This is a genomic window from Pseudomonas sp. WS 5079, from assembly GCF_012985465.1.
GTDB lineage: Bacteria > Pseudomonadota > Gammaproteobacteria > Pseudomonadales > Pseudomonadaceae > Aquipseudomonas.
Window position 1 is genome coordinate 288,059 of sequence record NZ_JAAQWN010000009.1, and the last position, 25,926, is coordinate 313,984.

Sequence of the window (25,926 nt, forward strand, 5' to 3'; positions counted from 1 at the left end):
ATGACAATCATTATTCGATTGGACGTCATGATGGCGAAGAAAAAGATTCGCTCCAACCAACTGGCAGATGCCATTGGGATTACCGAAGCCAATCTGTCGCTATTGAAAAATGGAAAGATCAAAGGCTTCAAACTTGAAACCCTGAACAAGCTGTGTATGGCCCTGGATTGCCAGCCAGGCGACTTGCTGGAGTTCGAGAGCGAAGACGCCTAGCTCTGGAATGGGCTGCCTGGCTTGCGGGCAACCCTGTAAGATACTGATCAATTTAACGCGGACCTCCCCCCTATGACACCCATAAAGTTCCTGGGCCTCTTCACTATCGCCCTGATTACTGGCTGTAGTAACAGCAGTTACGACCCTTCCTCGTTCAAGTTTTATGAACCAGGCACGCAGTTCGGCAACCGCTACGGCTCATCTTTCTGGTTGAATACTCCCTGCCCTAAACGTGGTTGCGATAACAACAAGTTGTTCTTCAATCCAGCCCATCAAGAAACAACTTTGGAAAGATACAACCATGCATTCTAATCGCAAAAAACTGTATAGCCTTGGCATGTTCCTGCTTCTGGCGGCCGGCCACGCAAACGCGCAGGACTTGCCCAATCTCTCGCTTCTCACTCGCTATGGCGTCACCGAAGACCAGTTGCCGGCAGCCCCCACCGACCTGGCACTGAACACCGAGCCGACGAAAAGCCGCTTTGAAATCCAGCCCGAACGGCCATTGATCCGGGTGGAGAAAAACGGCGACCTGGTGTCCGAAACCACCGGCAATATCAGCATTGATAATGCAGCCGCCCAAGGCCAGGTGCAGTGTGCTCGTGCGCACGCAGAACTGGAGCGCCGCGGGTCGCAGAGTTCATTGGCCTGCGGGGATGGGGTCAAGGTCAGTACTACGCTATGGTCCCAGGAATAACCGTGCTTTACGCACCACGCCAGGTCGCCCGATAAACAGGTTAGAATGCGCGCCACGTCGGTCGCCTGGGCCCATCAAGCGCTCACCCGACCCTGACAATCGCACACCGCCCTAGAAACTCCTGCCTTACAGGTCATACCGTGGAAATTTTCAAAGAGTTCACCTTCGAGTCCGCCCACCGCTTGCCTCACGTCCCCGAAGGCCATAAATGCGGGCGCCTGCATGGTCACTCCTTCAAGGTGGCCATCCACCTGAGCGGCGACCTCGACCCGCATACCGGCTGGATCCGTGATTTCTCGGAGATCAAGGCGATTTTCAAGCCGCTCTATGAGCGCCTCGACCACAACTACCTCAACGACATACCCGGCCTGGAAAACCCTACCAGCGAAGTGCTGGCCAAGTGGATCTGGAATGAGTTGAAGCCGTTGTTGCCGGAACTCAGCGCTATTCGCATCCATGAGACCTGCACCAGTGGCTGTATTTATCGCGGTGAGTAATTCGCTGCTGTGCTCGGTGGCAACAGCGATTAAAACCAGGCCTTGAAGTACACCAAGCAAGCCCACCATGGCATCAGGCTTTGAAACCACCGACGTTGGTTTCTTCAGACTCGACGACCTGCCACCGCCATCACGCGGGCGCACCATCGAGAGTGATCTTGCAGCAGCCTTCGCCTTTCACCGCGGCGAAATCAGCCAGACCCTGTTCGACTGACACCCTGGCACGGTGATCCAACTTGTATCACCGCTGCACCGCTTTTGTGCCTGGCTGGGCCTAACCAACAAGCAATCCCAGCCTCCTGCCCTTCCCCGCGCCCGAACACTGTGCAACCTGCACAGCCCCCACTTGGCACGGGCGCTGCAACAAGCCCTGGGTCACTCACAGGGGAACGGCACATGACGCAGAACGAACCGGGCAACGATTACCCTCTCAGCGAAGTGCCCATGCATGCACGCAAGGGCCTTGGCTCCACGGCCATGGTGTTGCTGGGCTTCACTTTTTTTACCGCAACCATGTTTGCTGGCGGCAAGCTGGGGGTGGCCTTCAGTTTTACCCAGATGCTCGGTGTCGTGGCCCTGGGTAACCTGCTATTGGGTATCTACGCCGCAGGCCTGGGTTATATCGCCTTCAAGAGCGGCTTGAACTCGGTGCTGATGGGGCGTTTCTGCTTTGGCGAAGTGGGTAGCAAATTAAGTGACCTGATCCTGGGGTTCACCCAGATTGGCTGGTACGCCTGGGGTACCGCCACGGCGGCCGTGGTACTGGGCAAATATTTCGAATTGGGCCAGGGCAGCGTACTGGCACTGATGGTGCTGTTCGGCCTGGTGTTCTGCGCCACGGCCTACGTGGGCTACCGGGGGCTGGAAATCCTCTCCTACATTGCCGTCCCGGCCATGGGCCTGCTGCTGTTGCTGTCGATGTGGGTGGCCACCGTAAAAGTCGGCGGGCTGCAAGGTTTGCTCGCGGTGGTGCCCAGCGCGGAGCTGGATCTGTCTACGGCCATTACCCTGGTGTTCGGCACCTTTGTCAGCGGTGCTACCCAGGCCACCAATTGGACGCGTTTTTCCCGCTCGGCCAAGGTCGCGGTGCTGGCCAGCCTGATCGGCTTTTTTGTCGGCAACGGCCTGATGGTGCTGATCGGTGCCTACGGCGCCATCGTCTATCAGCAACCGGATGTGGTGGAAGTATTGCTGCTGCAAGGTTTCGCCATGGCGGCAATGGCCATGCTGCTGCTCAATATCTGGAGCACCCAGGACAACACCATCTACAATTTCGCCGTCGCCGGCTGCAACCTGCTGCGCACCAAACGCCGCAAGACCGTAACCCTGGTCGGCGCCGTGATCGGCACCCTGCTCGCCTTGCTGGGCATGTACGACATGCTGGTGCCCTACCTGATTTTATTGGGCACAGTGATACCACCGATTGGCGGGGTGATCATGGCCGACTTCTTCTATCGCTATCGCGGTCACTATCCACGGCTGGCAGACGTGCGCTTGCCGGCCTTCAATTGGCCGGGGCTGATTGCCTATGCGGTGGGTACGGTGCTGGCGTTCAGCTCGCCATGGGTCGCGCCCCTGGTGGGGATTATCGCGGCAGCCGCTACCTACATTGCACTCACTGCCGCCCTACGGGTGCGCGTACCATTGGCTGACATCCAGGCATGAGCCTGAGAGCCCCGACACTCCAATGACCGTCGGACATCGGCGTCGCGCTGATGATCTGGCGGCTGTCTGCCTGATTGCTGTTTGCCCAAGAGGAACTTGCCCATGCATATCATCAACGCCCGCCTGCGCAACCGTGAAGGCCTGCATGATCTGCACCTGGAACATGGCCGGATCGCCAGCATTACCCCACAAACCGTCACGCCGCCCCTGGGGCCGGACGACCTGGATGCCGCTGGCAACCTGGTAGTGCCACCGTTTGTCGAGCCGCATATCCACCTCGACGCCACCCTCACTGCCGGCGAGCCGCGCTGGAACATGAGCGGCACGCTGTTCGAAGGGATCGAGTGCTGGGGCGAGCGCAAGGCCACCATCACCCAGGCCGACACCAAGACCCGTGCCAAGCAGACCATCCAGGCCCTGGCAGCCCATGGTATCCAGCATGTGCGCACCCACGTCGACGTCACCGATCCGGACCTGACGGCGCTCAAGGCCATGCTCGAAGTGCGCCAGGAGAGTGGCCACCTGATCGACCTGCAGATCGTGGCGTTTCCCCAGGAAGGCATCGAGTCCTACCGCAATGGCCGCGAACTGATGGAAGAAGCCATTCGCCTGGGCGCCGATGTGGTGGGCGGCATTCCCCATTTTGAGTACACCCGCGACCAAGGGGTCAGCTCGGTCAAATTCCTCATGGACCTGGCCGAACGTACGGGCTGCCTGGTGGACGTGCATTGCGATGAAACCGACGACCCGCATTCGCGCTTTCTCGAAGTGCTGGCCGAAGAAGCGCGCAGCCGCGACATGGGTAGCCGGGTCACGGCCAGCCACACCACGGCCATGGGCTCCTACGACAATGCCTACTGCGCCAAGCTGTTTCGTCTGCTGGGGCATTCTGGCATCAGCTTTGTGTCCTGCCCCACCGAAAGCATTCACTTGCAGGGCCGCTTCGACAATTTCCCGAAACGCCGGGGCGTGACCCGGGTCAACGAGCTGTTGGAAGCCGGCATGAACGTGTGCTTCGGCCAGGACTCCATCGTCGATCCGTGGTACCCACTGGGCAACGGCAATATCCTGCGAGTGCTCGAAGCCGGGCTGCATATCTGCCATATGCTCGGCTACAGCAACCTGCAAAAAGCCCTGGACCTTGTCACGGACAACAGTGCCCAAGCCATGGCCCTGGGCGACCGCTACGGCCTGGAACCCGGGCGGCCGGCCAACCTGCTGATCCTGTCGGCAAACAGCGACTATGAAGTGATTCGCAGCCAGGGCCTGGCGCTGTATTCGATCCGTAATGGCAAGGTGCTGATCAAGCGCCAGCCTGCGCAGGTGGAGTTTATGTAGGTCAGCCCCATTCGCACGCTATCGCCGACACCGCACACCACCTGCACCATTGGTGTGCATGACCCTGGCAAAAACAGCCACTCGCCCTACACTCCTAGTTCCCCTGGATGGACGTTTTCATCAGGCCGAAGTCCGTGCGCAGTCGAGCAAACGCCGTCCTCATTTTCTCGGAGGATGCACCATGAAGACCCTTGCCCCGCAAAGTCCCGTTGAAACGCTTTACCGCGAAGGCCGCAAAACGTTCATTGAGCTGGTACCTGATGGCGGCGCACGCCTGGATGCGTTGTTCCATACCGCACCGGCCCTGGGCGAATTGGCGGTCGGCGTGGTGTATGGCTATCTGCATGATCGCCCGGGCCTCGATCCGCGCCTGCAGGAAGCGGCGATTTTTGCCGCGATCGTCGCCGCCGGCATGGTCGGCCCACCGTTGAGCGTGCACTTCAAGACCAGCCTGGCCCAAGGCTTGGCGCCTGGGGAGTTGACCGAACTGCTGCTGGTCGCCTCGGCCTTTACCGGCTTCCCGCGCGCCGTCGCCACCGCCGATCAACTCAACCTGCTGTTCGCCGGGGCCAACCTGCCCTCGCCACCACCACCGACACCCCGCGCCGTGGCGCTAGCGTTTTGCGACAGTGTGCGCCGCGGCCACCCCTCATTCCCGGTGGACGCCCAGGCTCGCAAGCTGCTGCGCAAACCCCATAAGCTATCGCTGCAAGCCACGGCTGCGGACCGAGTAATGGTAGAGAGCTACATCGGCCAGGAAACGACGCCCCGTGGCACGGTCGTGGTGCGCGTCGACGGCGCCGACGTCGTGCAAGTCAGGGCGTATCTGCCGGCAACCACCTGACCCGAAGGCCAGCAGTATCCGCTGCTGCTGCAGGAAAGTTCGCGATCGCCAAGGGAACCTGGCTCGCTCCACAGGGCCTGATGTGCAAGGATGTCGCGCCGGACATCGTTCGCTGAACGCAAAAACCAAGGACTTTCATGACTGCCATTCCCACCCCTGCGCCCGTGGTTCCCGGGCGCCTGGAACAAATGTCGACCCGTATCGCGTTTTTTATTGCCGGCTTCGGCATTGCCGCCTGGGCGCCTCTGGTGCCCTATGCCAAGGCCCGCGCAAATCTCAACGAAGGCACCCTGGGCCTATTGCTGTTGTGCCTGGGGGTGGGCTCGATCATTGCGATGCCGGTGGCCGGCGCGCTGGCTTCACGCTATGGCTGCCGGCGCGTACTCAGCGCCGGCACGCTCCTGCTCTGCGTGGCCTTGCCGATGCTGGCCACCGTCAGCTCGATACCCTTGCTGATGGCAGGATTGTTTCTGTTTGGTGCGGGCCTGGGCACGGTGGACTCCACCGTCAACCTGCAGGCGGTGATCGTCGAACGGGCCAGTGGCAAAACCATGATGTCGGGCTTCCACGGGTTGTTCAGCCTGGGAGGGATTGTCGGGGCGGCGGGGGTCAGCGCGTTGCTGGGCTTGGGGCTGTCACCGCTGTCGGCCACCCTGGTGGTCATCGTGATTACCCTGGCCGCCCTGCTCAAGGCGGCCCCGCACTTGCTGCCCTACGGCAGCGAAAGCTCCGGCCCCGCCTTCGCCATCCCCCACGGGGTAGTGCTGTTTATCGGCTGCCTGTGTTTTATCGTGTTCCTGGCAGAAGGTGCCGTGCTCGACTGGAGCGCGGTGTTCCTCAGTGACGAACGCGGCCTCGACGAAGCCTATGCGGGCCTGGGTTATGCGGCATTTGCCCTGACCATGACCATCGGACGCCTGACCGGCGATGCCATTGTGCGTCGCCTGGGGGCCAAACGGGTGATCGTGATCGGCGGTTTGCTGGCCACTGCCGGCATGCTCCTGGCTACCCTGCTCCCAGCCTGGGAAACCGCGCTGCTGGGCTATGCCCTGGTAGGCGCCGGCTGCTCCAATATCGTCCCGGTGTTGTACACCGCAGTCGGCAAGCAAACCGTCATGCCGGAGCATATTGCAGTGCCCGCCATTACCACCTTGGGGTATGCCGGTATTCTCGCCGGCCCCGCGCTGATCGGCTTTATCGCCCATGGCAGCAGCTTGAGCGTGGCCTTTGTGTTGATCGCCGCGCTCCTGCTGGGGGTGGCGATCAGCGGGAAAATCCTGCGGGTGTAACGCGCTCAAGACCCTACAGGGTCTTGTTGTTTTCCAGCCAGCCGTCCAGGTCCTTGTTGCTCAACCAGCCCTTCTGGTAATGGCTGCCGTAAAGGCGTCGCCAGCCAGAATGGATGCGTTCCAGCGAGTTCAAGAGCCTGGGGCGGTCCACCAGGTTTTTTGACATGTACACCAGTTGTTCGCTGTACATTTTTTTCGCTAACCCCGTGACGGGGTCCCGGATAACGGCGCCTTCCTGGTCCGTTTCGTCCGGGTCCTTGCTGATTGAAACAAGCCGCTCGATCTGCACGTAGCCGACGCTCTCGAAAAAGCCCGTGCGATCCCGGGACCTGTCACGCAGTTCATCAAATGCCGCCCTGAACGCCTGCACCAGTTCGACGTTGGTCTTGGCGTGAAAGGGATCCGAACTGAAGGCATTCGGGTCGCTGTTGCCAAACACTCCCTGTACCGCTTTGGACAGGCTTTGCCGCGTAATCAAGCCCTCCTCGTCGAGGATCGCGTCGATCAGTCGCGGGCGCTGGAGCAGGGCCTTGGCCAGCAGAATGGCGTTATTGAGCGCTGGTGTGTCCGTCATTTTTTCACCCGCGATCCGTCGCAACGCCACCAGTTTCAAGCCTTCAGTTTTCATGAAAGTTTTCCAGCACGGAAAAATGATCACCCAAGGCCTTCACCAACTGGCTATCCGGCAATTGGGTATAGGGGTTCATATGGGAGGTACGCGCCGAAGGCGTGTTTCTGAGTTCCTGATGATGCAGAGTGACTTCGTCAGGCGTGGCCCACCGCAAGGGGCGCCGGAAACCCGAAGATCGAATCGTGCTGGGCAGAGGCTGATTATCAACCTGCCACCCACGCGGCGTGCTCTCGATTGAAGCAGCATGAGCTTTCTGTTGTGCGTCATCCGGTATCGCATCATGGCGGCTCGTAACATCAGGCCGCAGGAGAGGTACCCCACCGTCAATTGCCATGTTTCATATCCACCTTTTCTAGATCCATACTCAGACCGGCTATCACCACCGTCACTACAAGGGTGGTTTCCAAAAAGCGCAAAGTATGTGGCCAAGCACCGGCAATGGTTCCGGGGCGGTCGATCATTTTCGATGACTACATGTAAACAACGGAGGGGGCCTGGGCGCGGCTTCAGTCAGGTTTTTGGGGCGGCAATGCCACGGATTTCGAAACACCCAGCATGGCCTTTATTGCATTGATCAACCCCACCGTGGTACCCGCCGTTGTCGACACATCAGAGCCTGGCGTCGCGGTGGCTCGGTGAGCAAGCATGCCTTTGGCGAAGTCATCCGCCGCCGGGGCCTTGAATGTGTACTGTGCGGAAAAACCCTTCGCTCGCTGAACCTCGGCACCTCCCTCGCCAGCCACGCCCTGGTGCTGAGCATCGAAACGTGGGCACTGCGCGCGGGTTTCGCAAGGTGGTGCAAGAAGGGATTGTGGCAAGCCAGGAGTTTGAGTTCCAAACGACGTAGAAGTCATGTCAACACCCTCTCTTTGAGTGAAACCGTCGGCGTCATAAAGGCCGTCAGTTACAAGCTATGTGGCAGACCGCTGAAAACAGTTCCTGTTCATTGAAGTGGCAGGCGATGAGCGGACGCTGGCACTTTCAGCCAGCCCTGCCATCGTTAATGGCCGAACCGGGAAACACCGCGTAATACTCGCGGCCCATCCCGGTTCTATGCTTGCGCTGCAATACCCGCGGCTTAACGGGACAACTTCTTCAAGGCTTGTCTGCTGATCCTGCCGTCATAATCGGGGCTGGCCGTATTGTCCATTTGTTGGCGCAGGTTCGAGCGGTTATTGACCTCCCTGGCCAGTTGGGTGAGTTGGTCCCGGTACGGGTCACCCGTCAGCGGGCGCTGGGCCTTGGCATCGAGATCGGCGAACTTGATGTCTTTGTTCCAGAAATTTCCTTTCAACTGATTGAAGTTATTCAGCATGTCCTTGGCCAGCTGTGCGTCGTCCTTGAACTTCAACGGGTTGTCCGAGCGTATGACGTCATAAATGTTTTGTCGGGTGAGTTGGGCATCCAGCGCCCCCGTACGACCGTCACGGTCTAGCGCCTTGAGCAGGTCCGGACGTTTCAGGATCTCCCTGGCCAGCCGGGTGTCCTGATCCTTGCTCGAGTAGCCGGTCAGGGGCATCTGTGCCTTGTCTTTCAGACCTTGGGGCGTGATGTAGGACGGGTTGCTCGGATCCTTGAACGACTGGAAGTTATCCAGCAGTTGCTGGGCCAACTGATCATGGCTGCGTTTTGAGTAGATAGGATCAGGCTTCTGCGCAACAGGCCTTGGCGGCGGCCCCCCATAGGACGCAGGCGCAGCCCCCCGAGCTGCATCGCCCTGTGCCATCGGCTGCGGTGCTGCGAACACCGGCCCCGACTGACTCTGCGGCCCGCTGAAACTGGGCCCCTTGGAGGCTGCCCCGGCGGCCGGCGCCGCAGCGCCCGAGGTGCTGGCCTTTGCCTCAGCCCCTTGAGGTGTGGCGTCATTCGGTAGTTTGACGACAGGCTGATTGAATGCAGTTACCGACATAATGTTCTCCAGTGCGGCTTGTTGACACAGTTCACCTCACGGTCCCAGGCACCCAGACAATGGGTGCCCGCACACGATGAGCTGAAGGTGTGTGGCAGGCCTACGGAGTTCGGTTCCGCAAAGTGCAGAAAATCACAAAATAAAGGTAGGAAACGCGTCCCTACGACCCTTCGCTTTCGTCAGAAGGATCGTAGGAAGCACGCGTCAGAACCCCACGCTCGCCTGCACAAAGAACGTACGGGGCTCACCCAGGTAGATCCCGGAGTTGTTATCGCTGGACCGGGTGTAGTGCTGCTGGTCGAACACGTTTTTCACCCCCACGCCCAGCTTCAGGTTCGACAGTTGCGCGCCAAAGTCATAGCCACTGCGCACGTTGACCGACACATACCCCGGGATATCACCGTACTGGCCGTCCGCAGTCGGCTGGGTGATATAGGTGCTGGTGGTACCTGGCGCCCGCTGCCCGGACTGGGCATACGCATCCAGGTTATGGGTCCAGCGGTTGACCGCATAACGCAGGCCCAGGGTTGCCACTTGCCGCGAGTACAACGGCAGGTCACGCCCCTTGAAGGCCACATCACCTTCGGAGGTCGCCTTGGTGTAGGTAAAGCCGGCATTTGCGCTCAGGCCATCCAGGCGCGGGTCAAGGTTGGCCAGGTCGTAGCGGGCAGAGGCTTCGATACCCGCATGCTTGGTGGCGCCCAGGTTGGTCCAGCCCACGTCATTGCTGACGTACTGCAATTCGTCGGAGAAGTCGATGTAGAACAACGTCACTTCGCCGCCCCACACATTGTCGTTGTAGCGGGTGCCGACCTCGTAAGTCTTGGCTTTTTCCGGTTGTAGGCCATTGGCCGTCTGGTCGCCATTACCGCCCTGGCCCAGCTGGAAATACTGCAGGCTGCCGAAGGACGTTTCGTAGTTGGCGAACAGTTTCCAGGCGTCGGAGACGTGGTACATCACGCTCAGTGCCGGCAGCGGTTCGTTGTTCTTGATCTCGCGGCGCTTCTCCTGGACGGGAGTGCCATTGAGTGCCAGTACCGGGCGGTCATGCCATTGGGTGCGGATGCTTTCAAAGCGGATACCGGGGGTAATCGTCCATTTGCCCACATCGATCTTGTCATCGATATAGAACGCGTTGGCTTCGGTGCCACCAGTGCGGTCCTGGTACACATGGCCATCACTCTGCGGCCCCGGCGTAGGGACGTTATTGGTCAGGTTCAGGCGTGTGGCCTGTTCGTGCATGCCTTCTTTCAAGTAGCGGTAGCCCACGCTGACTTCCTGGCTGGTGGGCCCCAGGTCAAAGACATGGGACACCTGTGGCTCGATACCGAAGGTGTAGTAGGTACGCGGATAGGAACCGATAGTAGCCAGGTCACGGTTGGCGATGTTGCTGCCACGGAAGCTGTCGGAATAGTAAGTCAGCACTTGCGCCTGGGTACGGTCGTCGATCTGGCGGATGTACTTGAACGAAACATCCTTGCGCCGGCCGCTGAAGTTGTCCCAGTCGCGCACCGACTGGTAAGGGTTGGCGTCGAACTGCTTCTGGGTCAGGCCGCCGGGCATGTCGGCAGTGGCGTCGTAGTAATGGAAGTTGAGGGTGAAATCGTCCTGATCGGTCGGCGCCCAGTGGGTCTTGAGGATCACATCGTCGATGTCGTTCCCATTGTTGCTGTCGCGATAACCGTTGCCATTGACCCCGGAATACAGGAGCGCCATGCCAATGCCATTGTCTGCGGTGCCACCGATGAAGGCGTTGTCGACATGTTTCCAGCCACCGTGGGAAGAGGTTTGCAGGGTGGTGCCGACCTCACCGGAAAAGGTCTCGGGGATCGCCCGGGTCACGAAGTTGATCACGCCGCCGACGTTCTGCGGTCCATAACGCACGGAGCCAGCGCCGCGTACCACGTCGATGCTCTCCAGGTTGCCGGCGGAAATCGGTGCCATCGACAACTGGGGCTGGCCATAGGGCGCGAACGCCGCAGGAATACCGTCGATCAGGACCGTGGAGCGTGGCGACAGGCGCGACGTCAGGCCACGTACACCGACGTTGAGGGAAATATCGCTACCGCCGGTGCCGTTGGACTCCTGCACCTGCACCCCGGGAACCCGGCGCAACACGTCGCCGACATTCATCGCGCCCTGCTCCACCATGGCTTCACGCCGGATCACCGTACGCGCGCCGGGATGGTTCTGCACCACTTCGGCATTGGCATCGCCCAGCCAATCGCCCACGACCTTGATCGAGGTCGCGCCAAGCTCCAGGGGCGAGCCCGCTTCACCAGTGCCCTTGGAGGCCGGATGCAATGTCACCGAGCCCGAATCGATCTGGTACTCCAGGCCGCTGCCTTGCAGCAACTGGCGCAAGGCCTGTTCCGGCGACAGGTTGCCATCGACGGCCGGGGCTTGTTTGCCTGCCACCATCTGCGGGCTGAAAAACACTTGCAGCGAGGTTTGCTGGCCCAATTGGCTCAGCGCCGCGCCCAAAGGCTGGGCATTGATATGGATGGCATCGTCGGCATAGGCCGCAGGCAGTGCGGCATTGATCGCCAATACCAGGGCCAGGGGCGCCCAGCGCCAGGTTTTATTGTTGTTCGCAGCGAGTTTTTTCACGTCGTAATCCCAGGAAAGCGCGGCTGTTAATGCAAACCAGTTGCAGTTGGACAAGAAGACGAAGAACTCGGAAAAAACCTGAATCTAACGTGAAATTATTTCCTGGCTGCCGTCCGGCAGCGTGCGCAGAGCCACCGGCAGGATGTGCGGCAAGGCCTTGAGCAAGGCATCGGTGTCGTTGGATTTGAACACGCTGGTCAGGCGCAACTCGCTGGCCGCGGTGCTGACCCGCAAGGGTTTTTCGCGGTAGCGCGAGACTTCCCGCGCCACCTCGGCCAGGCTGGCGTCGTTGAACACCAGCTTGCCGGTCTGCCAGGCCAGCAGTGCCTGGGCGTTGACCGGGCGGGCCGCCGCGACCGCGCCCTGGTTGTCGATGGATGTCCCCAGGCCCGCCGTCAGTGTGACCACCGGCTGCGCGGCATGCCCTTGCACCTTGACCGTTCCCGCCTCGACCACCACGCGGGTCTGGTCATCGTCGCGGCGTACATCAAACCGCGTGCCGGTAACCGTCACCTGCCCGGCCCCGGCCCGCACCACAAAAGGCCGGCTGGTGTCGTGCTCGACGCTGAACAGCGCCTGGCCCTGCTTGAGCTCTATCCCACGCCGGCCCTTTTCGTAGTGCACCGCCACCACGCTGCGGCTGTTGAGGTCCATCAGCGAGCCGTCGGGCAACGCCACTTGGCGACGCTCACCCAACACCGTGCTGAACTGCGCGTCGTACACCGCCGGATGATCCAGGCCGCTGAACAGCCCAAGACCCACGGCCACCGCCAGCACACTAGCCGCCATGGCATAGCGCACTGCTCCACGCCGCTTGCGCGGCACAGGCGTATCGACCAGGGCCTGCAAACGGCGCTTGGGCAGCAGGTCGGCGGCGCTCCACAGCCCTTGCAGCACCTCGAATTCGTACTGGTGCGCGGGATGCTCCCCACACCATGTGTCGAAAAGACACTGGTCCGCATCGCTCAGGGGCTGATCCTGCAAACGCACGAACCACAGCGCCGCCTCGTCACGCACCGCTGCGCTGCCACAGGCACACTCACGGGTATCCATCATGGAAGATCCTGTTTCAAAGCGGGCATTGGTCATGGGGCCAGCGCGTCCAGGCGCTCGCGCAGATGCCGCAGGGTGCGGATCATATACTTTTCCACCATGTTTTTAGACAACCCCAGGCGCTCGGCGATTTCCTGTTGGGTCAGGCCCTCGACCTTTTGCCAAATGAAAATCTTGCGGCAATTGAGGGGCAATTCGGCCAGGGCCCGCTCGATGGAGTCCGCCAACTGCACTGCATGCATGAAATGCTCCGGGTCGCCACTTGGCGGCGCACTCTGGTCAAGACCTTGCAGCTCCATTGCTTCACGCCGGTCGGCACGGCGATAGGCATCCACCGCAATATTGCGCGCCGTCTGGTGCAAATAGGCACGCGGCTGCTCGACCAGCGCCGCCTTGGACTCCAATACCCGCACGAATGTATCGTGGGCCAGGTCCTCGGCCTGCTGGCGATTGCGCAAGCGACGCGTCCAGGTCCCGACCAACTCCTCGTAGTACGCGAAAAAGCCTGGTCTGCGGGGCGGCTGAGGAGTCATCGAGGATGCACTGGGTAGGCGGGGCGTGAATAGTAATGCTTCCTATTAAGCAGAGCAATTGCTGACGGTCGCCCTCCCTGATAATGGCTTCTGACAATAACCATGCCACTGTGCCACTATCCAGTTTTCCTCGGGTGCAGGCCTCCATGACCACCAAGAAAACAAATAAACCAAAGACAACCAAGTCGAATAAACAATTCGTCCAGATGTCCGGCGAATTCGGCGTAACCTCAGAGCTGTACCGTCATCATATTCAAGCGTCGATTACCTATGGAAACGCCAAGAGTGCTGATGTCGTTGTTTTTTCGCCCACCGGTAACAGGGCAGCACGGGTTGAAGTCAAGTCCGCCTCAATCGAGACCTGGATTGTTGGCAAGCAAGCACTGCAAGCGGCATCTCATATTGTGTGGGTGTTCGTCTATCTTCCTGAACCTGCCGCCACCATCAGTCCTGCGCAAACCTCAGAAAACGCTGCAGCAGCCCCCAGGTATTACATCCTCAGCTCAAGTAACGTGAAGAGTATCTACGAAAAAAAAATGGCTCAAGCAATCACGGCACGCGCCACTAAAGCGCAAGTCCTCTCCTCGGTCGAAGCCAAAAAAATTCAGGATGCGCAAGGAGAAAGCCTCGACTCGGCCCCCTCCACCGGAAAAGTCACTTCAACCAAGGCCCCCATGATTATCTTTGAAGTGGCAGATGTTGATCCTGGATTTAATAAGTGGCACAGGGTGAACGAAGCACTCAAAGGCTGACCTGAGACACCGACGGTTCTCACACCAACCGCTTGATCTGCTTATGCCGCCACACCAACCGGTAATAAACCGTCTGCAACCCCAACATCACCAGATAAGTCACCGGGAACGCCATCCACACCCCTTCCAGGCCAAAGTGTGCATTAAGCAGGTACGCCACCGGCAGCTCCACACCCAGCACGCAGAAGATCGAGATCGCCACCGGCATCAGCACCACGCCGCTGGCGCGCATGATGCCGCCAATCACCGCCTGGAAGCCGAACACCAGAATGCTCCAGAGCATGATGTGCAGCAGGTGTTCGGCCTGGACCCGCGCCTGGTCATCGGTGATGAACAGGCCCAGTAGCCAGTGGGACAACACATAGCCCAGCACGATCAGGCCCCCGGTCAGGCACAGGTTGATGGCAAGGCCGGTGCGCAGGATCGGCCCGATGCGTTCCAGGCGCCCGGCGCCAATGGCCTGGGCGCCGAGGATCGAGGCGGTGATGGCAATCGACAGCGCCGGGAATTGCACATAGTTGACGATCTGCGTCACCGCGCCATACGCCGCCGTGGCCTGGGAGCCGTGGCCGTTGACCAGCGCCAGGATCACCAGCTCCGACAACGACAGCACCACCATCTGCAAGCCGGTGGGCAGGCCGATGCGCAGGACTTTACCGAGGATCGCCCGGTCCAGGCGCAAGGCCGCCAGCAATGCGCGATCCGGCGCCATCACATGGTTTTTATGACGCAGGCGCAGCACCAGAAACAGCATGGCCACGGCGTTGGCCACGAGGCCAGCATAGGCCGCGCTCTGGATGCCCATGGGCGCCAGCCCCAGCCAGCCGCGGATCAGGGCCGGGGTCAGCAACAGGCCAACCACCGTCGAGACCATCAGCGCCAGCAGCGGCGACACCGTATCGCTCACGCCCCGCAGCAGTTGGGTGTAGAGGATGAACACCAGCAGCAGCGGCATGATCAGCATCATCACCTGGGCATAGCCGACGGCGTCGTCCAGCACATCCAGCGGCGTGCCCAATGCCTGCATGGCCGGGCGCGCGAACAGGCTGCCGAGCACGGCGGCGAGAATCCCGATCAACGCGCCCAAAGTCAGGGTCGCGCCAGTGATGACTTTGACCAGCGCCGTTTCCCCCGCGCCCCAGGCCTGGCCGATCAGCACCGAAGCGCCCGCCCCCAGGCCGATCACCAGGGCGATAAAAAAGAACACGATGGGAAACATCCCCGACACGGCCGCCAGCGCCTGGGTGCCAAGCATCTGCCCGACATAGATGCCGTTGAGGGTGCCGGAAAAACTCTGGAGGAAGTTGGACAGCACCATCGGCGCAAGAAAGAACAGGTAGACCTGCCACAGCGGGCGTTGCAAAGGGTTCTGCATGAAAAGCGGGGCCTCGGAATGACACAGCGACCGAGGGGTTATAGCGTATTGGATCCGATCCTGCTGTGTTTTAAACCGCTACCCACCTATCCCAGCATTTCCCGAAGCCGATACCACAACATGCCCAGCGCCAGTAACGGCGAGCGTAAAGCCTTGCCGCCGGGAAAGGTCATGTGCGGCACCCGGCTAAAGGTGTCCAGGCCCTGGCTGACACCTGCGTGGATCCCCTCGGCCAGCAACCGCGCGCACCAGTGCGTGACATTGAGCCCATGCCCCGAATAACCCTGGGCGTAAAACACGTTGGGGTACTGCTGCAACCGTCCAACCTGGGGGAAACGATTGGCGGTAATCCCGATTTTGCCGCCCCATTGGAAGTCGATGGCGGTGTTGGCCAGTTGCGGGAATACCTTGAGCATCTTCGGCCGCATATACGCAGCGATATCCACCGGATCACGCCCCGAATAATGACAGGCGCCGCCGAACAACAGCCGACGGTCCGCCGAAAGCCGGTAGTAGTCCAGGCCGACTTTCTGGTCGCACAGCGCCAGGTTCTGCGGGATCAGCTCGTCGGCAAGCGCAGCCGGCAACGGTTCGGTGGCGATGATATAGCTGCCGGCCGGCAGCACCTTGCCACTCAGGCGTGGCTCCAGTTCGTCGAGGTGTGCATTGCACGCCAACACCAGGCTGCCGGCCCGTACGGTGCCACCGGCGCAGCGCACCTGCACGGTGTCGCCATGGCTCAGTTGCAACGCCGGGCTGTGCTCGAAAATCCGCACGCCCAGCGCCTCGGCCACGCGGGCTTCGCCCAACACCAGGTTCAGCGGATGCAAGTGGCCCGAGCCCATGTCCACCAAACCACCGGCGTACAGGGTTGAGCCGACCACCTGCGCCATGTCCTGCGCCGCCACCAGCCGGGTTTGCGCCATGTAACCCTGGGCGGCCAGGCTGTCCTGCTCGCCCTGGAACGCGGCGAATTGCGCCGGCGTGTTGGCCAACTCGCAAAAGCCCCAGCGCAGGTCGCAGTCGATCCCGTGCTCACGGATGCGCTCACCCACCAAGGCCACCGAATCGATCCCGGCCCGTTGCAGGTAACGCACGCCCTCCTCGCCCACGTACCGGGTAAAACCCGAAACGTCATGGCCAATACCCCGGATCAACTGCCCGCCATTGCGCCCGCTGGCACCCCAGCCAATGCGCCGGGCTTCCAGGAGGATCACCGACAGGCCGCGCTGGGCCAGCTCGATGGCGGTGTTGACGCCGGTAAAGCCGCCGCCGATCACACACACATCGGCACTCAGGTCCGCAGCCAGTGCCGCGCGCTCGGGCATGGCATTGGCGGACGCCAGGTAATAGGAACGGGCATGGTCTTGGGACTGGTTCATCGGTTGGACTTCACTTTGCTCCAGGCCCGGGTCATCACACGCATGATGGCGGGGCTGGGGGTGGTGGAAATGTACAGTTTGTCGAGCACGTCCTGGGGCGGGTACACCTCGGGATTGTTCACCAACTCCGGCGCCATGAAGGCCTTCGCCGCCAGGTTGGGGTTGGCGTAGCCGACGTAGGTACTGACCTTGGCAATCACCTCGGGGTCCAGCAAGTCGTTGATAAACGCGTGGGCCTGTTGCGGGTTGCTGGCGTCTGCGGGAATCGCCAGCAAATCGAACCACAGGTTGCTGCCCTCCTTGGGAATCGCATAGGCGATGTTCACGCCGTTATTGGCTTCCTTGGCGCGGTTGGCCGCCTGGAATACATCGCCGGAGTAACCGAAGGCCACACAGATATCACCGTTGGCCAGGTCCGAGATGTACTTGGAAGAATGGAAATAGGTGATGTATGGGCGCAGCGTCAGCAACTTGGCTTCGGCCTTTTCATAATCGCTGACCTTCTCGCTGCGCGGGTCCATGCCCATATAGTTGAGGATCGCCGGGAATGCTTCATCCGCCGAGTCCAGGAATGCCACGCCGCATTGCTGCAGCTTCTTCAGGTTCTCGGGCTCGAACATCACCGCCCACGAATCAATGTGGTCGATGCCCAGCACTTGCTTGACCTTGTCGACGTTATAGCCAATGCCATTGGTGCCCCACAGGTACGGCACCGCATGGGCATTGCCGGGGTCGTTCTGCTCCAGCAGCTTGAGCAGCTTGGGGTCCAGGTTCGGGTAGTTGGGCAATTGCGCGCGGTCCAATTCAAGGAACGCGCCGGCCTTTACCTGGCGCCCCAGAAAGTGATTGGACGGCACCACCACGTCATACCCGGTGCGCCCCGCCAGCAGCTTGCCCTCCAAGGTTTCGTTGGAGTCGAACACGTCGTAGACCACCTTGATCCCCGTCTTGGCCTGGAAGTCGGCCAGGGTGGTCTCGCCGATGTAATCGGTCCAGTTGTAGACACTGACCGTCGGCGCGGCGTGGCTGGCGCTGCTGAACACCGCAGCCAGGGCCAGTGGGAGAAGCTGTTTGACGAGACGCATATCGACACCTTTTTTATAGTTGATGATGGAGTCAGACACTCAGCAGCAGGAACTCACGCTCCCAGGAGCTGATCACCCGCTTGAAGTTTTCATGTTCGGCACGTTTCACCGCGACATAGCCCCGCACGAACTTGTCCCCCAGGTACTGCTTGACCGTATCGCAGGCCTCCATGCGCGCCAGGGCATCTTCGATGGTGATCGGCAGGCGCAGGTTGCGGCGCTCATAGGCGCGGCCTTCGACCGGGGCGCTCGGTTCGATCTTTTCGATCATCCCCAGGTAGCCGCACAACAGGCTGGCGGCGATGGCCAGGTAGGGGTTGGCATCGGCCCCCGGCAGACGGTTTTCGACGCGCATCGCCTCGGCGCTGGAGGTCGGTACACGCAGGCCGACGGTGCGGTTTTCTTCGCCCCACTCCACGTTGACCGGGGCCGAGGTGTCGGGCAGGAAGCGGCGGAACGAGTTGACGTTGGGCGCGAACATCGGCAGCAGCATCGGGATGTATTTCTGCAGGCCGCCAATATGATGCAAGAACAGCGGGCTCTTCTGCCCGTCGGCATCGACAAACACCGGCTTGCCCGTGGCGATCTCCACCACGCTCTGGTGCAGGTGCATGGCGCTGCCCGGCTCGTCGGCCACCGGTTTGGCCATGAAGGTCGCGGCCACATTGTGCTTGAGCGCCGCTTCGCGCAGGGTGCGCTTGAACACCGTGATCTGGTCGGCCAGGTCGAGGGCGTCGCCGTGGCGGAAGTTGATTTCCATCTGCGCCGGGCCGTCTTCGTGGATCAGCGTGTCAAGGTCCAGGCCCTGGGCTTCGCACCAGTCATAGACATCTTCAAACAGCGGGTCGAACTCGTTGGCCGCGTCGATGGAGAACGACTGGCGCCCGGTTTCGGCACGCCCGGAACGGCCCACCGGGGTTTTCAGCGGCAGGTCCGGGTCTTCGCAGCGCTGGGTCAGGTAAAACTCCATTTCCGGCGCGACAATCGGCTGCCAGCCCTGGTCGGTATACAGTTGCAGGACTTTTTTCAGCACATTGCGCGGCGACAGCTCGATGGGGTTGCCCTGCTTGTCGAAGGTGTCGTGGATCACGATGGCGGTGGGTTCGATGGCCCACGGCACCACGTAGGTGGCGTTGGCCACCGGGCGGCAGATCATGTCGATATCGGCCGGGTCCAGCAGGTCGTAGTAGATGTCGTCGTCGACAAAATCCCCGGTTACCGTTTGCAGCAACACACTTTCCGGCAGGCGCATGCCACGCTCATGCAAGAACTTGTTGGTGGGCGCAATCTTGCCGCGGGCAATGCCCGTCAGGTCGCTGATCACGCATTCGACTTCGGTAATCTTGTGTTCTTTCAGCCAGGTGGACAGCTGATCGAAAGGGGCATTCATAAAGACCTCGGCATGGGTTGGGTGCTGCGCCGGCTTGTACTTGCGGCGCATTGAGGTCTATCTTGGGCCAGCCTTACCCAGGCATCTATCCACTTTGCACGACCCACAACGCACCAATAGAGTGCGCACGGATCACCCATGACACAGGCAACCGCTTTGCGCGTACAGGCCTTCACCACCGGTGATGTGGCCGCCCAATGCAGTGCGACACCCGGTTGGGTGCAGCAGTACCAGCAGATGTCCCCGGGGCATTTTGCCGGGCAGATCCGCTACCTCGACCTGCAGGGGGTGCAGGTGTACGAAGAGTGCATGAACACCCGCGTCGAGCAGCACTTCAACGCGCCGCCGGGCGCCCTGGCCTTCTGTTTCGACGGCAGCGACAACGCGCTGTACCTGCTCAATGGCGAAAGCCGCAACACCTGGATCACCCCGGAAAACTACCGGGAAGTGGCGGTGGTATTCGGCCCGCAGTTCGTGCAACGCCATGGCCTGGATGTGGCCAGGCTCGAAGGCCTGTTCATGGCGCCGTTGACCTGCCAACAGAACGCGTTGTTCAGCCGCTGGCTCAGTGGCACCCTGACGCGCTTGTCCTGCGAGATCGACCCGATCAGCCGCGACGCCCTCACCCGGCAACTGCTCGACGATTGCCTGTTTATCCTCGACAACGCCTGCGTGTGCCTGGACCGCCACTCATTGCAGCGCCGCAGCGAAGAACGCCGGTTGATGGCGCGCATTGGCGCGTGGGCGGCGGATGCGCCGGATGAAACCGTCAACCTGCTGCAACTGGCGCAGATCGCCGGCGTGCCGCTGCGCCAGTTGCAGCAGGGCTTCAAGACCTACACCGGGATGAGCCCGGCGCAGTGGTTGCGCCTGCGCCGGTTGAACGGCGCGCGGCGCGAGTTGTTGAGCTCAGCGGGTTCCACCGTGGCGCAGGTCGCGATGAACTGGTCGTTCTGGCACCTGGGGCGGTTTTCCAATAGCTACCGCGCGTTGTTCAAGGAACTGCCCAGCGAAACCCTCAAGCGTCATGGTTGATACACGCTCAACCCTGTAGGAGCGGGCTTGCTCGCGAAAGCGGTGTGTCAGGCAATGAATGTCTGACTGACCCACCGTATTCGCGAGCAAGCCCGCTCCCACATTTGATTGCTATCAGGCTGGAGATTTGAGGAAGAGGCTCAGCAACTGATTCACCTGCTCCGCCGCCTCCAACTGCACCATATGCCCCTGCCCCGGCAAGATCTCAACCTGGGCCTGCAACCCCTGGGCATGCCGCACCGGAATGATCGCATCGTCACTGCCCCAGATCACCAGGCTTGGTTGCTGCCCCACCACTGCACGCAGGTCAAGCATCTGCCGACCGCCATCAAACAGCTTGGCATTGAGTTGCCGCAACGCCTGGTCCACACCCTCCAGGCGCTTGAACTTGAGCATGTCCTCCAGCATCTGCCGCGTGACCAACGCCGGGTCGCTGAACAGTTGCACCAGTTGCGGCTTGAGCGCGTTGCGGTTGTTGGCTTCGGTGAAGCCTTGCAGGTAGTCACCGTTGATGTCCGCACCCAGGCCGGCGCTGGCGATCAATACCAGCGAGGCAACCCGCTGCGGTGCCTGGCGCGCCACCGTCAACGAAACCAATCCGCCCATGGAATGCCCAGCGAGGTGCACGCGTTCAAGCTTGAGGTGATCGAGCAACGCCAGTACCGCCAGGCTCAACTCCTCGGCATCGCCACTGTGCAAGTGCTTGCCCGACTCGCCATGTCCCGGCAGGTCCAGGGCGATCACCCGGCGCTCGGCAGCCAGGGCCGGATGGTTGAACAGCCAGTTGTTCAAGTCGCCACCAAACCCGTGGATCAGCACCAGCGGTATGCCGCCCTCGCCAAGGTCGAGATAACGCAGCAGGCGCCCGCCCAACTCGACTTTCTGCGCACTCGGCCCCGACGCCTGCGCCTCGGCGCTGCTGGAGACAAAGCCGGCATTGAAGCGGTCGATCACCGTATCAATCTCTGGGTCGGTGGCTTCGCCCTCCACCACAATCGCTAGCAATGCGCCGACCGGCAACGTCTCGTCGCTCAGGGCCAAAACCCGGCGCAACACTCCACTGAACGGCGCCTCGACACTGCTGGAGATCTTGTCGGTCTCCACGTCGAGCACTTCCTCGCCCTTCTCTATCCGGTCGCCCGGCTGCTTGAGCCAGACGTCGACCCGGCCTTCGGTCATCGACAGCCCCCACTTGGGCATGGTCAAGGTATGGATCATGCCGCAGTCCTCTTGTCAGCGATCTTGCGCACCGCGGCCTCGATCTTCGCCGCGTCGGGGATGTACAGGTCTTCCAGGGCATCGGAAAACGGCACCGGCGTGTGCGGCGCGGTGACCATCTCGATTGGCGCGCGCAGGCAGGAAAATCCGCGCTGGGCCACCAGGGCGCTGATATCCGTGGCGATGGAGCAGCGCGGGTTGGACTCGTCGATCACCACCAGGCGCCCGGTTTTCTCCACGCTTTCGAGGATGCTGTCTTCATCCAGCGGGCTGGTGGTGCGCAGGTCCAGCACTTCGCAGTCGATACCCTGGCGCGCCAGGTTGGCCGCAGCCTCCAGGGCGATATGCACCATGCGCCCGTAGGTCACCAGGGTCACATCGTTGCCTTCGCGCACAAAGTTGGCCTCGCCGAAGGGCACGGTGTACAGCTCCTCCGGCACTTCGCCTTGCAGGCTGTAGAGCATCTTGTGTTCGAGGAAAATCACCGGGTCGTTGTCGCGGATCGCCTGGATCAGCATGCCCTTGGCGTCATAGGGCGTGGCCGGGCACACCACCTTCAAGCCCGGGATATGCGTCCACATCGAGGTGAGCATCTGCGAATGCTGGGCCGCAGCGCGCAGGCCGGCGCCGTACATGGCGCGTACCACCAACGGCGTGGTGGTCTTGCCGCCGAACATGTAGCGAAACTTGGCGGCCTGGTTGAGCAACTGGTCGAGGCAGCAGCCGATAAAGTCGACGAACATCAACTCGCACACCGGGCGCATGCCCCGGGTGGCGGCGCCGACGGCCATGCCCACGTAACCGACTTCGGACAGCGGCGCATCCAGCACGCGGTCAGGGAACTGCGGGTACAGGCCCTTGGTCACCCCCAGTACGCCGCCCCAGGCATCCTGCTCGCCAGGGGCGCCGGTGCCGCCGGACACGTCCTGGCCGATGATAAAGACACTCTGGTCGCGGCGCATTTCCTGGGCCAGGGCTTCGTTGATTGCCTGCTGATAACTGATTTTACGAGCCATGAAATTCTCTCCGGGTCTTGTTGTTATGAGCGGTAGGCGACGTAGACATCGCTGAGCAGGTCGGCGGCCTGGGGCTTGGGATCGGACTTGGCCAGGCGCACGGCGTCGTCGATCAACTGCGCGACTTCGGCGTCGATGCGCTCGAACTGCGCCGCCTGCAACCAGCCTTCGGCGCTGCAGCGCTGGCGGAACAGCGCCAGGCAATCCTGGGTTTCGCGCAGGTTTTTCACCTCGTCACGGCCGCGATAGGTTTGCGCATCGCCTTCAAAGTGGCCGTAGAAGCGGTGCAACTTGACCTCGACCAGGGTCGGCCCCTCGCCCTGGCGCGCCCGCGCCACCGCCACGCCCAGCGCCGCGTGGACGGCAAAAAAATCATTGCCATCGACAATCACCCCCGGCATGCCAAAACCTACGGCGCGCTCGGCAATGTCCTTGCACGCCACCGACCAGCCGGAACCGGTAGCTTCGGCATAGCCGTTGTTCTCGGCGACGAACAGGCATGGCAGCTTCATGATCGCGGCCAGGTTCATCGCCTCGAACACCGCGCCCTCGTTGGAACCGCCGTCGCCAAAAAATGCCACGGCCACGCCCTGGCTGCCCTTGAGCTTGGATGCCAGGGCCGCGCCCGCCGCCAGCGGTGCACCGGCGCCGACAATGCCGTTGGCGCCGAGCATGCCCTTCTCCTGATCGGCAATGTGCATGGAGCCGCCCTTCCCGCCGCAGACCCCGGTTTTCTTGCCGTAGATCTCGGCCATCATGCCGAACACATCCACGCCCTTGGCGATGCAATGGCCGTGGCCACGGTGGTTGGAGGCGATGCAATCTTCATCGTTGAGATGGGCCATGACTCCGGCGGCGCAGGCTTCCTGGCCGGCATACAGGTGCACGAAACCGGGGATCTCGCCGGTGGCGAATTCCACGTGCAGGCGCTCTTCGAAATCACGGATGGTGCGCATCACGGTGTAGGCATGCAGCAGTTGATCGGTGGACAGGTGAGTGGACATCTTGTTGTTCTCCAGGTTGTCTCGACACACAAAAGGCTGGCTGCGGCCAGTTGCAACCTGTTCAGCACAGCCTGTGCCAAGGCCCGGCAAAACCTGGCAAAGCCTTGATCCAGAGCAGTGCCGTGCGGTTGTGCCGGTGAGGGATGCCACCGCACAATGAGACGGCGCATTGCAGCGTGCAGGCTGCGTCTAAGGCAGGATGAGACGTTGCGTCTCAAGGCGGGCAGTTGGTCAGGCCGCCCTTGTCCCCCTGCGCCCGCGGGCGCTTAATGGCGGGCATAACAACAAAGATCGAGAACCGGAGGCCTTATGCTCGCCGCGAACTCCAGAGAGCACGTCGACTGCGTCAGTCGCGTGGTCCGCAATGCCGACCGCCTGCCCCAGGCACCGGTGCCGTCGCTGATTTTCGATTCATGGCGCCGCTCCATGGAACAACACCACCTGGACCCCGGTTCCCTGCAGGGCCCGCGGATCCTCAGCGAGCCGCTGCTCAAGGAATGCCGCGAGCGCGCCGAACTGTTCATGCGCATTGCCAGCGAGCAAGTCAGCCAACTGCACCACCGCGTGCGCCACGCCGACTACTGCGTGATGCTCACCGACGCCCAGGGCCAGACCATCGACCACCGCGTAGACGCGGCCATCCGCAGCGACTGCCGCAAGGCCGGCCTGTACCTGGGCACCTGCTGGTCGGAAGCCGAAGAAGGCACCTGCGGCGTGGCCACGGTGCTGACCAGCAAGGCAGCGGTGACGGTGCACAAACGCGACCACTTCCGCGCCGCCTTTATCAACCTGACCTGCTCCGCCGCACCGATCTTCGACCCCCAGGGCAACCTGCTGGGGGTGATGGATGCCTCGGCGCTGCAATCCCCGGATGACCGTCGCAGCCAGCACCTGGTGCGGCAGATGGTGGCGCAGAGCGCCCAGGCCATCGAAAACGCCTTCTTCATGCACAGCGCCGCCAAGCACTGGGTGCTTCAGGCCCACAGCACCCCGGGTTATGTCGACAGCCAACCCGACCTGCTGCTGGCCTGGGACCACGACGGGCGCCTGCAAGCCTTGAACAGCAAGGCCCGCCAGGCCTTGCGCCGGCGTTTTGGCCAGGTGCCGGTGCATATCGGCGAGGTGTTCGACCTCGATGCCCTGCGCGCAGTGACCGATCAATCGGTCCAGCAACTGCAGTGGCTGGGAGAACCTGGGGTGCTGCAAGTGCGCGTCAACACCCCGCGACGCCAACCGGCGCGGGCGCTGCCGAGCTCCCAGGTCGACCCACGCGTGGAAGAACACCTGCGCCTGGCCGTGCGGGTCAAGGATCGCAACCTGCCGGTGCTGGTGCAGGGTGAGACCGGGGCCGGCAAGGAAGTCTTCGCCCGCCAACTGCACGCCCGCAGCGCACGCCGCGACGGGCCATTCGTGGCGGTGAACTGTGCGGCGATCCCGGAGAACCTGATCGAAAGCGAGTTGTTCGGCTATGTCGCCGGCGCGTTTACCGGGGCGTCCAGCAAGGGCATGACCGGGCTGTTGCAGCAGGCCCACGGCGGCACGCTATTTCTCGATGAAATCGGCGATATGCCCCTGGCCCTGCAAACACGCTTGCTGCGGGTGATGGCCGAAGGTGAAGTGGCCCCGCTGGGCGCGGCAAAAACCCGCGCGGTGGATATCCAGGTGATCTGCGCCAGCCACCGCGACCTGGCGACCCTGGTCAGTAACGGGCGTTTCCGTGAAGACCTGTACTTTCGCCTGGGCTGCGCCCGCGTCACCCTGCCGCCCCTGCGCGAGCGCACCGACAAACTGGCGTTGATCAACCGGCTGCTGGAACAGGAGGCCCGCAGCAGCGGGGTCACGGTCGGCATCGGCCAGGCTGCGTTGGAGTTGCTGCTGGGCTATGCCTGGCCGGGCAATGTGCGGCAACTGCGCCATGTGCTGGCGTATGCCTGTGCGGTGTGTGAAGGCGGCACGATCCAACTGGCGGACTTGCCGGTGGAGGTGCGTGGTGAGCGGCTGGAGCTCGAACTTGAGCAAAGTATGAGCCCGGAGCGGCAAGTGGTACTGGATGCCCTGGTACGCCATCGCTGGAAGCCATTGCCGGCGGCGCAGGCGCTGGGAATTTCCCGCGCGACCCTGTATCGCCGAGTCAAGCAGTTGGGCATTGATATGCCGGGTAAACACCCCTGACCCAATGCAATCCAAATGTGGCTTGCCAGCGATAGCGGTGGGTCAGCCAGCATCAATCCCAGCAATGCCGCCGCCATCGCAGCCTCGCTGGGGCTCGACAGCTCCTACATTGATCCTCAGGGATTGGAGGATTGCATTTCACTGCCACCGCAGGATGCATACGGTACTCAATGTACGACGATCCAATGTAGGAGCTGGCTTGCCAGCGATAGCGGTGG

25 protein-coding genes and 1 pseudogene are annotated in these 25,926 nt (G+C 61.7%); 12 read left to right on the top strand and 14 right to left on the bottom strand.

Annotation, left to right across the window (positions count from 1 at the left end; translation table 11 throughout):
• The 8 genes and pseudogenes from HBO05_RS23685 (at position 1) to HBO05_RS23720 (ending at position 6,543) form a co-directional block, all read left to right on the top strand.
• Positions 1 to 213: a helix-turn-helix transcriptional regulator gene (locus tag HBO05_RS23685; protein ID WP_172314237.1), complete on the top strand. Its 213-nt coding sequence runs from the start codon at positions 1 to 3 to the stop codon at positions 211 to 213.
• Between the two features lie 301 nt (positions 214 to 514).
• Positions 515 to 910: a hypothetical protein gene (locus tag HBO05_RS23690; RefSeq protein WP_169957023.1), complete on the top strand. Its 396-nt coding sequence runs from the start codon at positions 515 to 517 to the stop codon at positions 908 to 910.
• A 140-nt stretch (positions 911 to 1,050) separates the two neighbouring features.
• Positions 1,051 to 1,407, top strand: a complete 357-nt coding sequence (queD, locus tag HBO05_RS23695; RefSeq protein WP_003190259.1) for a 6-carboxytetrahydropterin synthase QueD — start codon at positions 1,051 to 1,053, stop codon at positions 1,405 to 1,407.
• Positions 1,408 to 1,474: 67 nt separating this feature from the next.
• Positions 1,475 to 1,621: pseudogene (locus HBO05_RS23700) on the top strand (DNA mismatch repair protein MutT); the annotation flags it as partial.
• Between the two features lie 182 nt (positions 1,622 to 1,803).
• Entirely contained in the window at positions 1,804 to 3,072 is a 1,269-nt protein-coding gene (gene codB, locus HBO05_RS23705; RefSeq protein WP_170043190.1) for a cytosine permease, read from the top strand.
• 102 nt (positions 3,073 to 3,174) lie between these two features.
• The gene (gene codA / locus HBO05_RS23710) at positions 3,175 to 4,410 is read left to right on the top strand and encodes a cytosine deaminase (protein ID WP_169957021.1); all 1,236 of its coding nucleotides are present in this window, start codon (positions 3,175 to 3,177) and stop codon (positions 4,408 to 4,410) included.
• 181 nt (positions 4,411 to 4,591) lie between these two features.
• Positions 4,592 to 5,254: a carboxymuconolactone decarboxylase family protein gene (locus tag HBO05_RS23715; RefSeq protein WP_169957020.1), complete on the top strand. Its 663-nt coding sequence runs from the start codon at positions 4,592 to 4,594 to the stop codon at positions 5,252 to 5,254.
• A gap of 137 nt (positions 5,255 to 5,391) precedes the next feature.
• On the top strand, positions 5,392 to 6,543 hold the full coding sequence (locus HBO05_RS23720; protein WP_170043192.1) for an MFS transporter: 1,152 nt from the start codon (positions 5,392 to 5,394) through the stop codon (positions 6,541 to 6,543).
• Positions 6,544 to 6,556: 13 nt separating this feature from the next.
• Here HBO05_RS23720 and HBO05_RS23725 read toward each other — a convergent pair whose 3' ends face one another.
• From HBO05_RS23725 to HBO05_RS23755, 7 genes are all read right to left on the bottom strand, one after another.
• Positions 6,557 to 7,171: a type III secretion effector protein gene (locus HBO05_RS23725; protein ID WP_169957018.1), complete on the bottom strand. Its 615-nt coding sequence runs from the start codon at positions 7,169 to 7,171 to the stop codon at positions 6,557 to 6,559.
• Entirely contained in the window at positions 7,161 to 7,508 is a 348-nt protein-coding gene (locus HBO05_RS23730) for a hypothetical protein (RefSeq protein ID WP_169957017.1), read from the bottom strand. Before HBO05_RS23730 ends, HBO05_RS23725 begins: the two co-directional genes overlap by 11 nt.
• Positions 7,509 to 7,680: 172 nt before the next feature.
• The gene (locus HBO05_RS23735) at positions 7,681 to 8,028 is read right to left on the bottom strand and encodes a hypothetical protein (protein WP_172314239.1); all 348 of its coding nucleotides are present in this window, start codon (positions 8,026 to 8,028) and stop codon (positions 7,681 to 7,683) included.
• A gap of 224 nt (positions 8,029 to 8,252) precedes the next feature.
• Entirely contained in the window at positions 8,253 to 9,083 is an 831-nt protein-coding gene (locus HBO05_RS29390; protein WP_262380943.1) for a hypothetical protein, read from the bottom strand.
• A 204-nt stretch (positions 9,084 to 9,287) separates the two neighbouring features.
• Positions 9,288 to 11,693, bottom strand: coding sequence for a TonB-dependent receptor (locus HBO05_RS23745; protein ID WP_172314241.1), 2,406 nt, complete (start codon positions 11,691 to 11,693; stop codon positions 9,288 to 9,290).
• An 84-nt stretch (positions 11,694 to 11,777) separates the two neighbouring features.
• Positions 11,778 to 12,746: a FecR family protein gene (locus HBO05_RS23750; RefSeq protein ID WP_170043233.1), complete on the bottom strand. Its 969-nt coding sequence runs from the start codon at positions 12,744 to 12,746 to the stop codon at positions 11,778 to 11,780.
• 32 nt (positions 12,747 to 12,778) lie between these two features.
• Entirely contained in the window at positions 12,779 to 13,279 is a 501-nt protein-coding gene (locus tag HBO05_RS23755) for a sigma-70 family RNA polymerase sigma factor (RefSeq protein WP_169957014.1), read from the bottom strand.
• A gap of 146 nt (positions 13,280 to 13,425) precedes the next feature.
• Here HBO05_RS23755 and HBO05_RS23760 point away from each other — a divergent pair, with 146 nt between their 5' ends.
• On the top strand, positions 13,426 to 14,031 hold the full coding sequence (locus HBO05_RS23760) for a hypothetical protein (RefSeq protein WP_172314243.1): 606 nt from the start codon (positions 13,426 to 13,428) through the stop codon (positions 14,029 to 14,031).
• A 19-nt stretch (positions 14,032 to 14,050) separates the two neighbouring features.
• Here the strand turns inward: HBO05_RS23760 and HBO05_RS23765 are convergent, their stop codons facing one another.
• The 4 genes from HBO05_RS23765 to HBO05_RS23780 form a co-directional block, all read right to left on the bottom strand.
• A complete protein-coding gene (locus HBO05_RS23765) occupies positions 14,051 to 15,406 on the bottom strand; it encodes an MATE family efflux transporter (RefSeq protein ID WP_172314245.1) in 1,356 nt (451 codons plus the stop codon).
• 86 nt (positions 15,407 to 15,492) lie between these two features.
• Positions 15,493 to 16,788 carry an FAD-binding oxidoreductase gene (locus tag HBO05_RS23770; RefSeq protein WP_172314247.1) on the bottom strand — a complete coding sequence of 432 codons (1,296 nt, stop codon included), beginning with the start codon at positions 16,786 to 16,788 and terminating at the stop codon, positions 15,493 to 15,495.
• A complete protein-coding gene (locus tag HBO05_RS23775) occupies positions 16,785 to 17,873 on the bottom strand; it encodes a polyamine ABC transporter substrate-binding protein (protein ID WP_172314249.1) in 1,089 nt (362 codons plus the stop codon). Before HBO05_RS23775 ends, HBO05_RS23770 begins: the two co-directional genes overlap by 4 nt.
• Positions 17,874 to 17,904: 31 nt before the next feature.
• On the bottom strand, positions 17,905 to 19,263 hold the full coding sequence (locus tag HBO05_RS23780; RefSeq protein WP_169957335.1) for a glutamine synthetase family protein: 1,359 nt from the start codon (positions 19,261 to 19,263) through the stop codon (positions 17,905 to 17,907).
• A gap of 138 nt (positions 19,264 to 19,401) precedes the next feature.
• Here HBO05_RS23780 and HBO05_RS23785 point away from each other — a divergent pair, with 138 nt between their 5' ends.
• Entirely contained in the window at positions 19,402 to 20,298 is an 897-nt protein-coding gene (locus HBO05_RS23785; protein ID WP_172314251.1) for a helix-turn-helix domain-containing protein, read from the top strand.
• A 114-nt stretch (positions 20,299 to 20,412) separates the two neighbouring features.
• Here the strand turns inward: HBO05_RS23785 and HBO05_RS23790 are convergent, their stop codons facing one another.
• The 3 genes from HBO05_RS23790 to HBO05_RS23800 are packed head-to-tail and all read right to left on the bottom strand — an operon-like array spanning position 20,413 to position 23,536.
• The gene (locus tag HBO05_RS23790) at positions 20,413 to 21,516 is read right to left on the bottom strand and encodes an acetoin dehydrogenase dihydrolipoyllysine-residue acetyltransferase subunit (protein ID WP_172314253.1); all 1,104 of its coding nucleotides are present in this window, start codon (positions 21,514 to 21,516) and stop codon (positions 20,413 to 20,415) included.
• Positions 21,513 to 22,532 (bottom strand): alpha-ketoacid dehydrogenase subunit beta, encoded by a 1,020-nt coding sequence (locus HBO05_RS23795; protein ID WP_169957330.1) that lies wholly within the window; start codon positions 22,530 to 22,532, stop codon positions 21,513 to 21,515. The genes HBO05_RS23790 and HBO05_RS23795 overlap by 4 nt, the downstream gene beginning before the upstream one ends.
• Positions 22,533 to 22,555: 23 nt before the next feature.
• Positions 22,556 to 23,536, bottom strand: coding sequence for a thiamine pyrophosphate-dependent dehydrogenase E1 component subunit alpha (locus HBO05_RS23800; protein ID WP_057445001.1), 981 nt, complete (start codon positions 23,534 to 23,536; stop codon positions 22,556 to 22,558).
• Between the two features lie 309 nt (positions 23,537 to 23,845).
• On the opposite strand from HBO05_RS23800, the gene HBO05_RS23805 reads away from it, so the two are divergent.
• Both HBO05_RS23805 and HBO05_RS29110 read left to right on the top strand, forming a co-directional pair.
• On the top strand, positions 23,846 to 25,708 hold the full coding sequence (locus HBO05_RS23805; protein ID WP_172314255.1) for a sigma-54-dependent Fis family transcriptional regulator: 1,863 nt from the start codon (positions 23,846 to 23,848) through the stop codon (positions 25,706 to 25,708).
• Positions 25,709 to 25,723: 15 nt separating this feature from the next.
• The coding region (locus tag HBO05_RS29110) for a hypothetical protein (RefSeq protein WP_222932571.1) at positions 25,724 to 25,926 on the top strand (203 nt) is incomplete at its 3' end.

What these genes read in the sequence shown, in the direction of transcription:
- HBO05_RS23685 (WP_172314237.1), top strand. Translation starts at nt 1, where the DNA reads ATGACAATCATTATTCGATTGGACGTCATGATGGCGAAGAAAAAGATT.
- HBO05_RS23690 (WP_169957023.1), top strand. Translation starts at nt 515, where the DNA reads ATGCATTCTAATCGCAAAAAACTGTATAGCCTTGGCATGTTCCTGCTT.
- codB (WP_170043190.1), top strand. Translation starts at nt 1,804, where the DNA reads ATGACGCAGAACGAACCGGGCAACGATTACCCTCTCAGCGAAGTGCCC.
- codA (WP_169957021.1), top strand. Translation starts at nt 3,175, where the DNA reads ATGCATATCATCAACGCCCGCCTGCGCAACCGTGAAGGCCTGCATGAT.
- HBO05_RS23715 (WP_169957020.1), top strand. Translation starts at nt 4,592, where the DNA reads ATGAAGACCCTTGCCCCGCAAAGTCCCGTTGAAACGCTTTACCGCGAA.
- HBO05_RS23720 (WP_170043192.1), top strand. Translation starts at nt 5,392, where the DNA reads ATGACTGCCATTCCCACCCCTGCGCCCGTGGTTCCCGGGCGCCTGGAA.
- HBO05_RS23725 (WP_169957018.1), bottom strand. Translation starts at nt 7,171, where the DNA reads ATGAAAACTGAAGGCTTGAAACTGGTGGCGTTGCGACGGATCGCGGGT.
- HBO05_RS23730 (WP_169957017.1), bottom strand. Translation starts at nt 7,508, where the DNA reads ATGGCAATTGACGGTGGGGTACCTCTCCTGCGGCCTGATGTTACGAGC.
- HBO05_RS23735 (WP_172314239.1), bottom strand. Translation starts at nt 8,028, where the DNA reads ATGACTTCTACGTCGTTTGGAACTCAAACTCCTGGCTTGCCACAATCC.
- HBO05_RS29390 (WP_262380943.1), bottom strand. Translation starts at nt 9,083, where the DNA reads ATGTCGGTAACTGCATTCAATCAGCCTGTCGTCAAACTACCGAATGAC.
- HBO05_RS23750 (WP_170043233.1), bottom strand. Translation starts at nt 12,746, where the DNA reads ATGGATACCCGTGAGTGTGCCTGTGGCAGCGCAGCGGTGCGTGACGAG.
- HBO05_RS23755 (WP_169957014.1), bottom strand. Translation starts at nt 13,279, where the DNA reads ATGACTCCTCAGCCGCCCCGCAGACCAGGCTTTTTCGCGTACTACGAG.
- HBO05_RS23760 (WP_172314243.1), top strand. Translation starts at nt 13,426, where the DNA reads ATGACCACCAAGAAAACAAATAAACCAAAGACAACCAAGTCGAATAAA.
- HBO05_RS23765 (WP_172314245.1), bottom strand. Translation starts at nt 15,406, where the DNA reads ATGCAGAACCCTTTGCAACGCCCGCTGTGGCAGGTCTACCTGTTCTTT.
- HBO05_RS23770 (WP_172314247.1), bottom strand. Translation starts at nt 16,788, where the DNA reads ATGAACCAGTCCCAAGACCATGCCCGTTCCTATTACCTGGCGTCCGCC.
- HBO05_RS23775 (WP_172314249.1), bottom strand. Translation starts at nt 17,873, where the DNA reads ATGCGTCTCGTCAAACAGCTTCTCCCACTGGCCCTGGCTGCGGTGTTC.
- HBO05_RS23780 (WP_169957335.1), bottom strand. Translation starts at nt 19,263, where the DNA reads ATGAATGCCCCTTTCGATCAGCTGTCCACCTGGCTGAAAGAACACAAG.
- HBO05_RS23785 (WP_172314251.1), top strand. Translation starts at nt 19,402, where the DNA reads ATGACACAGGCAACCGCTTTGCGCGTACAGGCCTTCACCACCGGTGAT.
- HBO05_RS23790 (WP_172314253.1), bottom strand. Translation starts at nt 21,516, where the DNA reads ATGATCCATACCTTGACCATGCCCAAGTGGGGGCTGTCGATGACCGAA.
- HBO05_RS23795 (WP_169957330.1), bottom strand. Translation starts at nt 22,532, where the DNA reads ATGGCTCGTAAAATCAGTTATCAGCAGGCAATCAACGAAGCCCTGGCC.
- HBO05_RS23800 (WP_057445001.1), bottom strand. Translation starts at nt 23,536, where the DNA reads ATGTCCACTCACCTGTCCACCGATCAACTGCTGCATGCCTACACCGTG.
- HBO05_RS23805 (WP_172314255.1), top strand. Translation starts at nt 23,846, where the DNA reads ATGCTCGCCGCGAACTCCAGAGAGCACGTCGACTGCGTCAGTCGCGTG.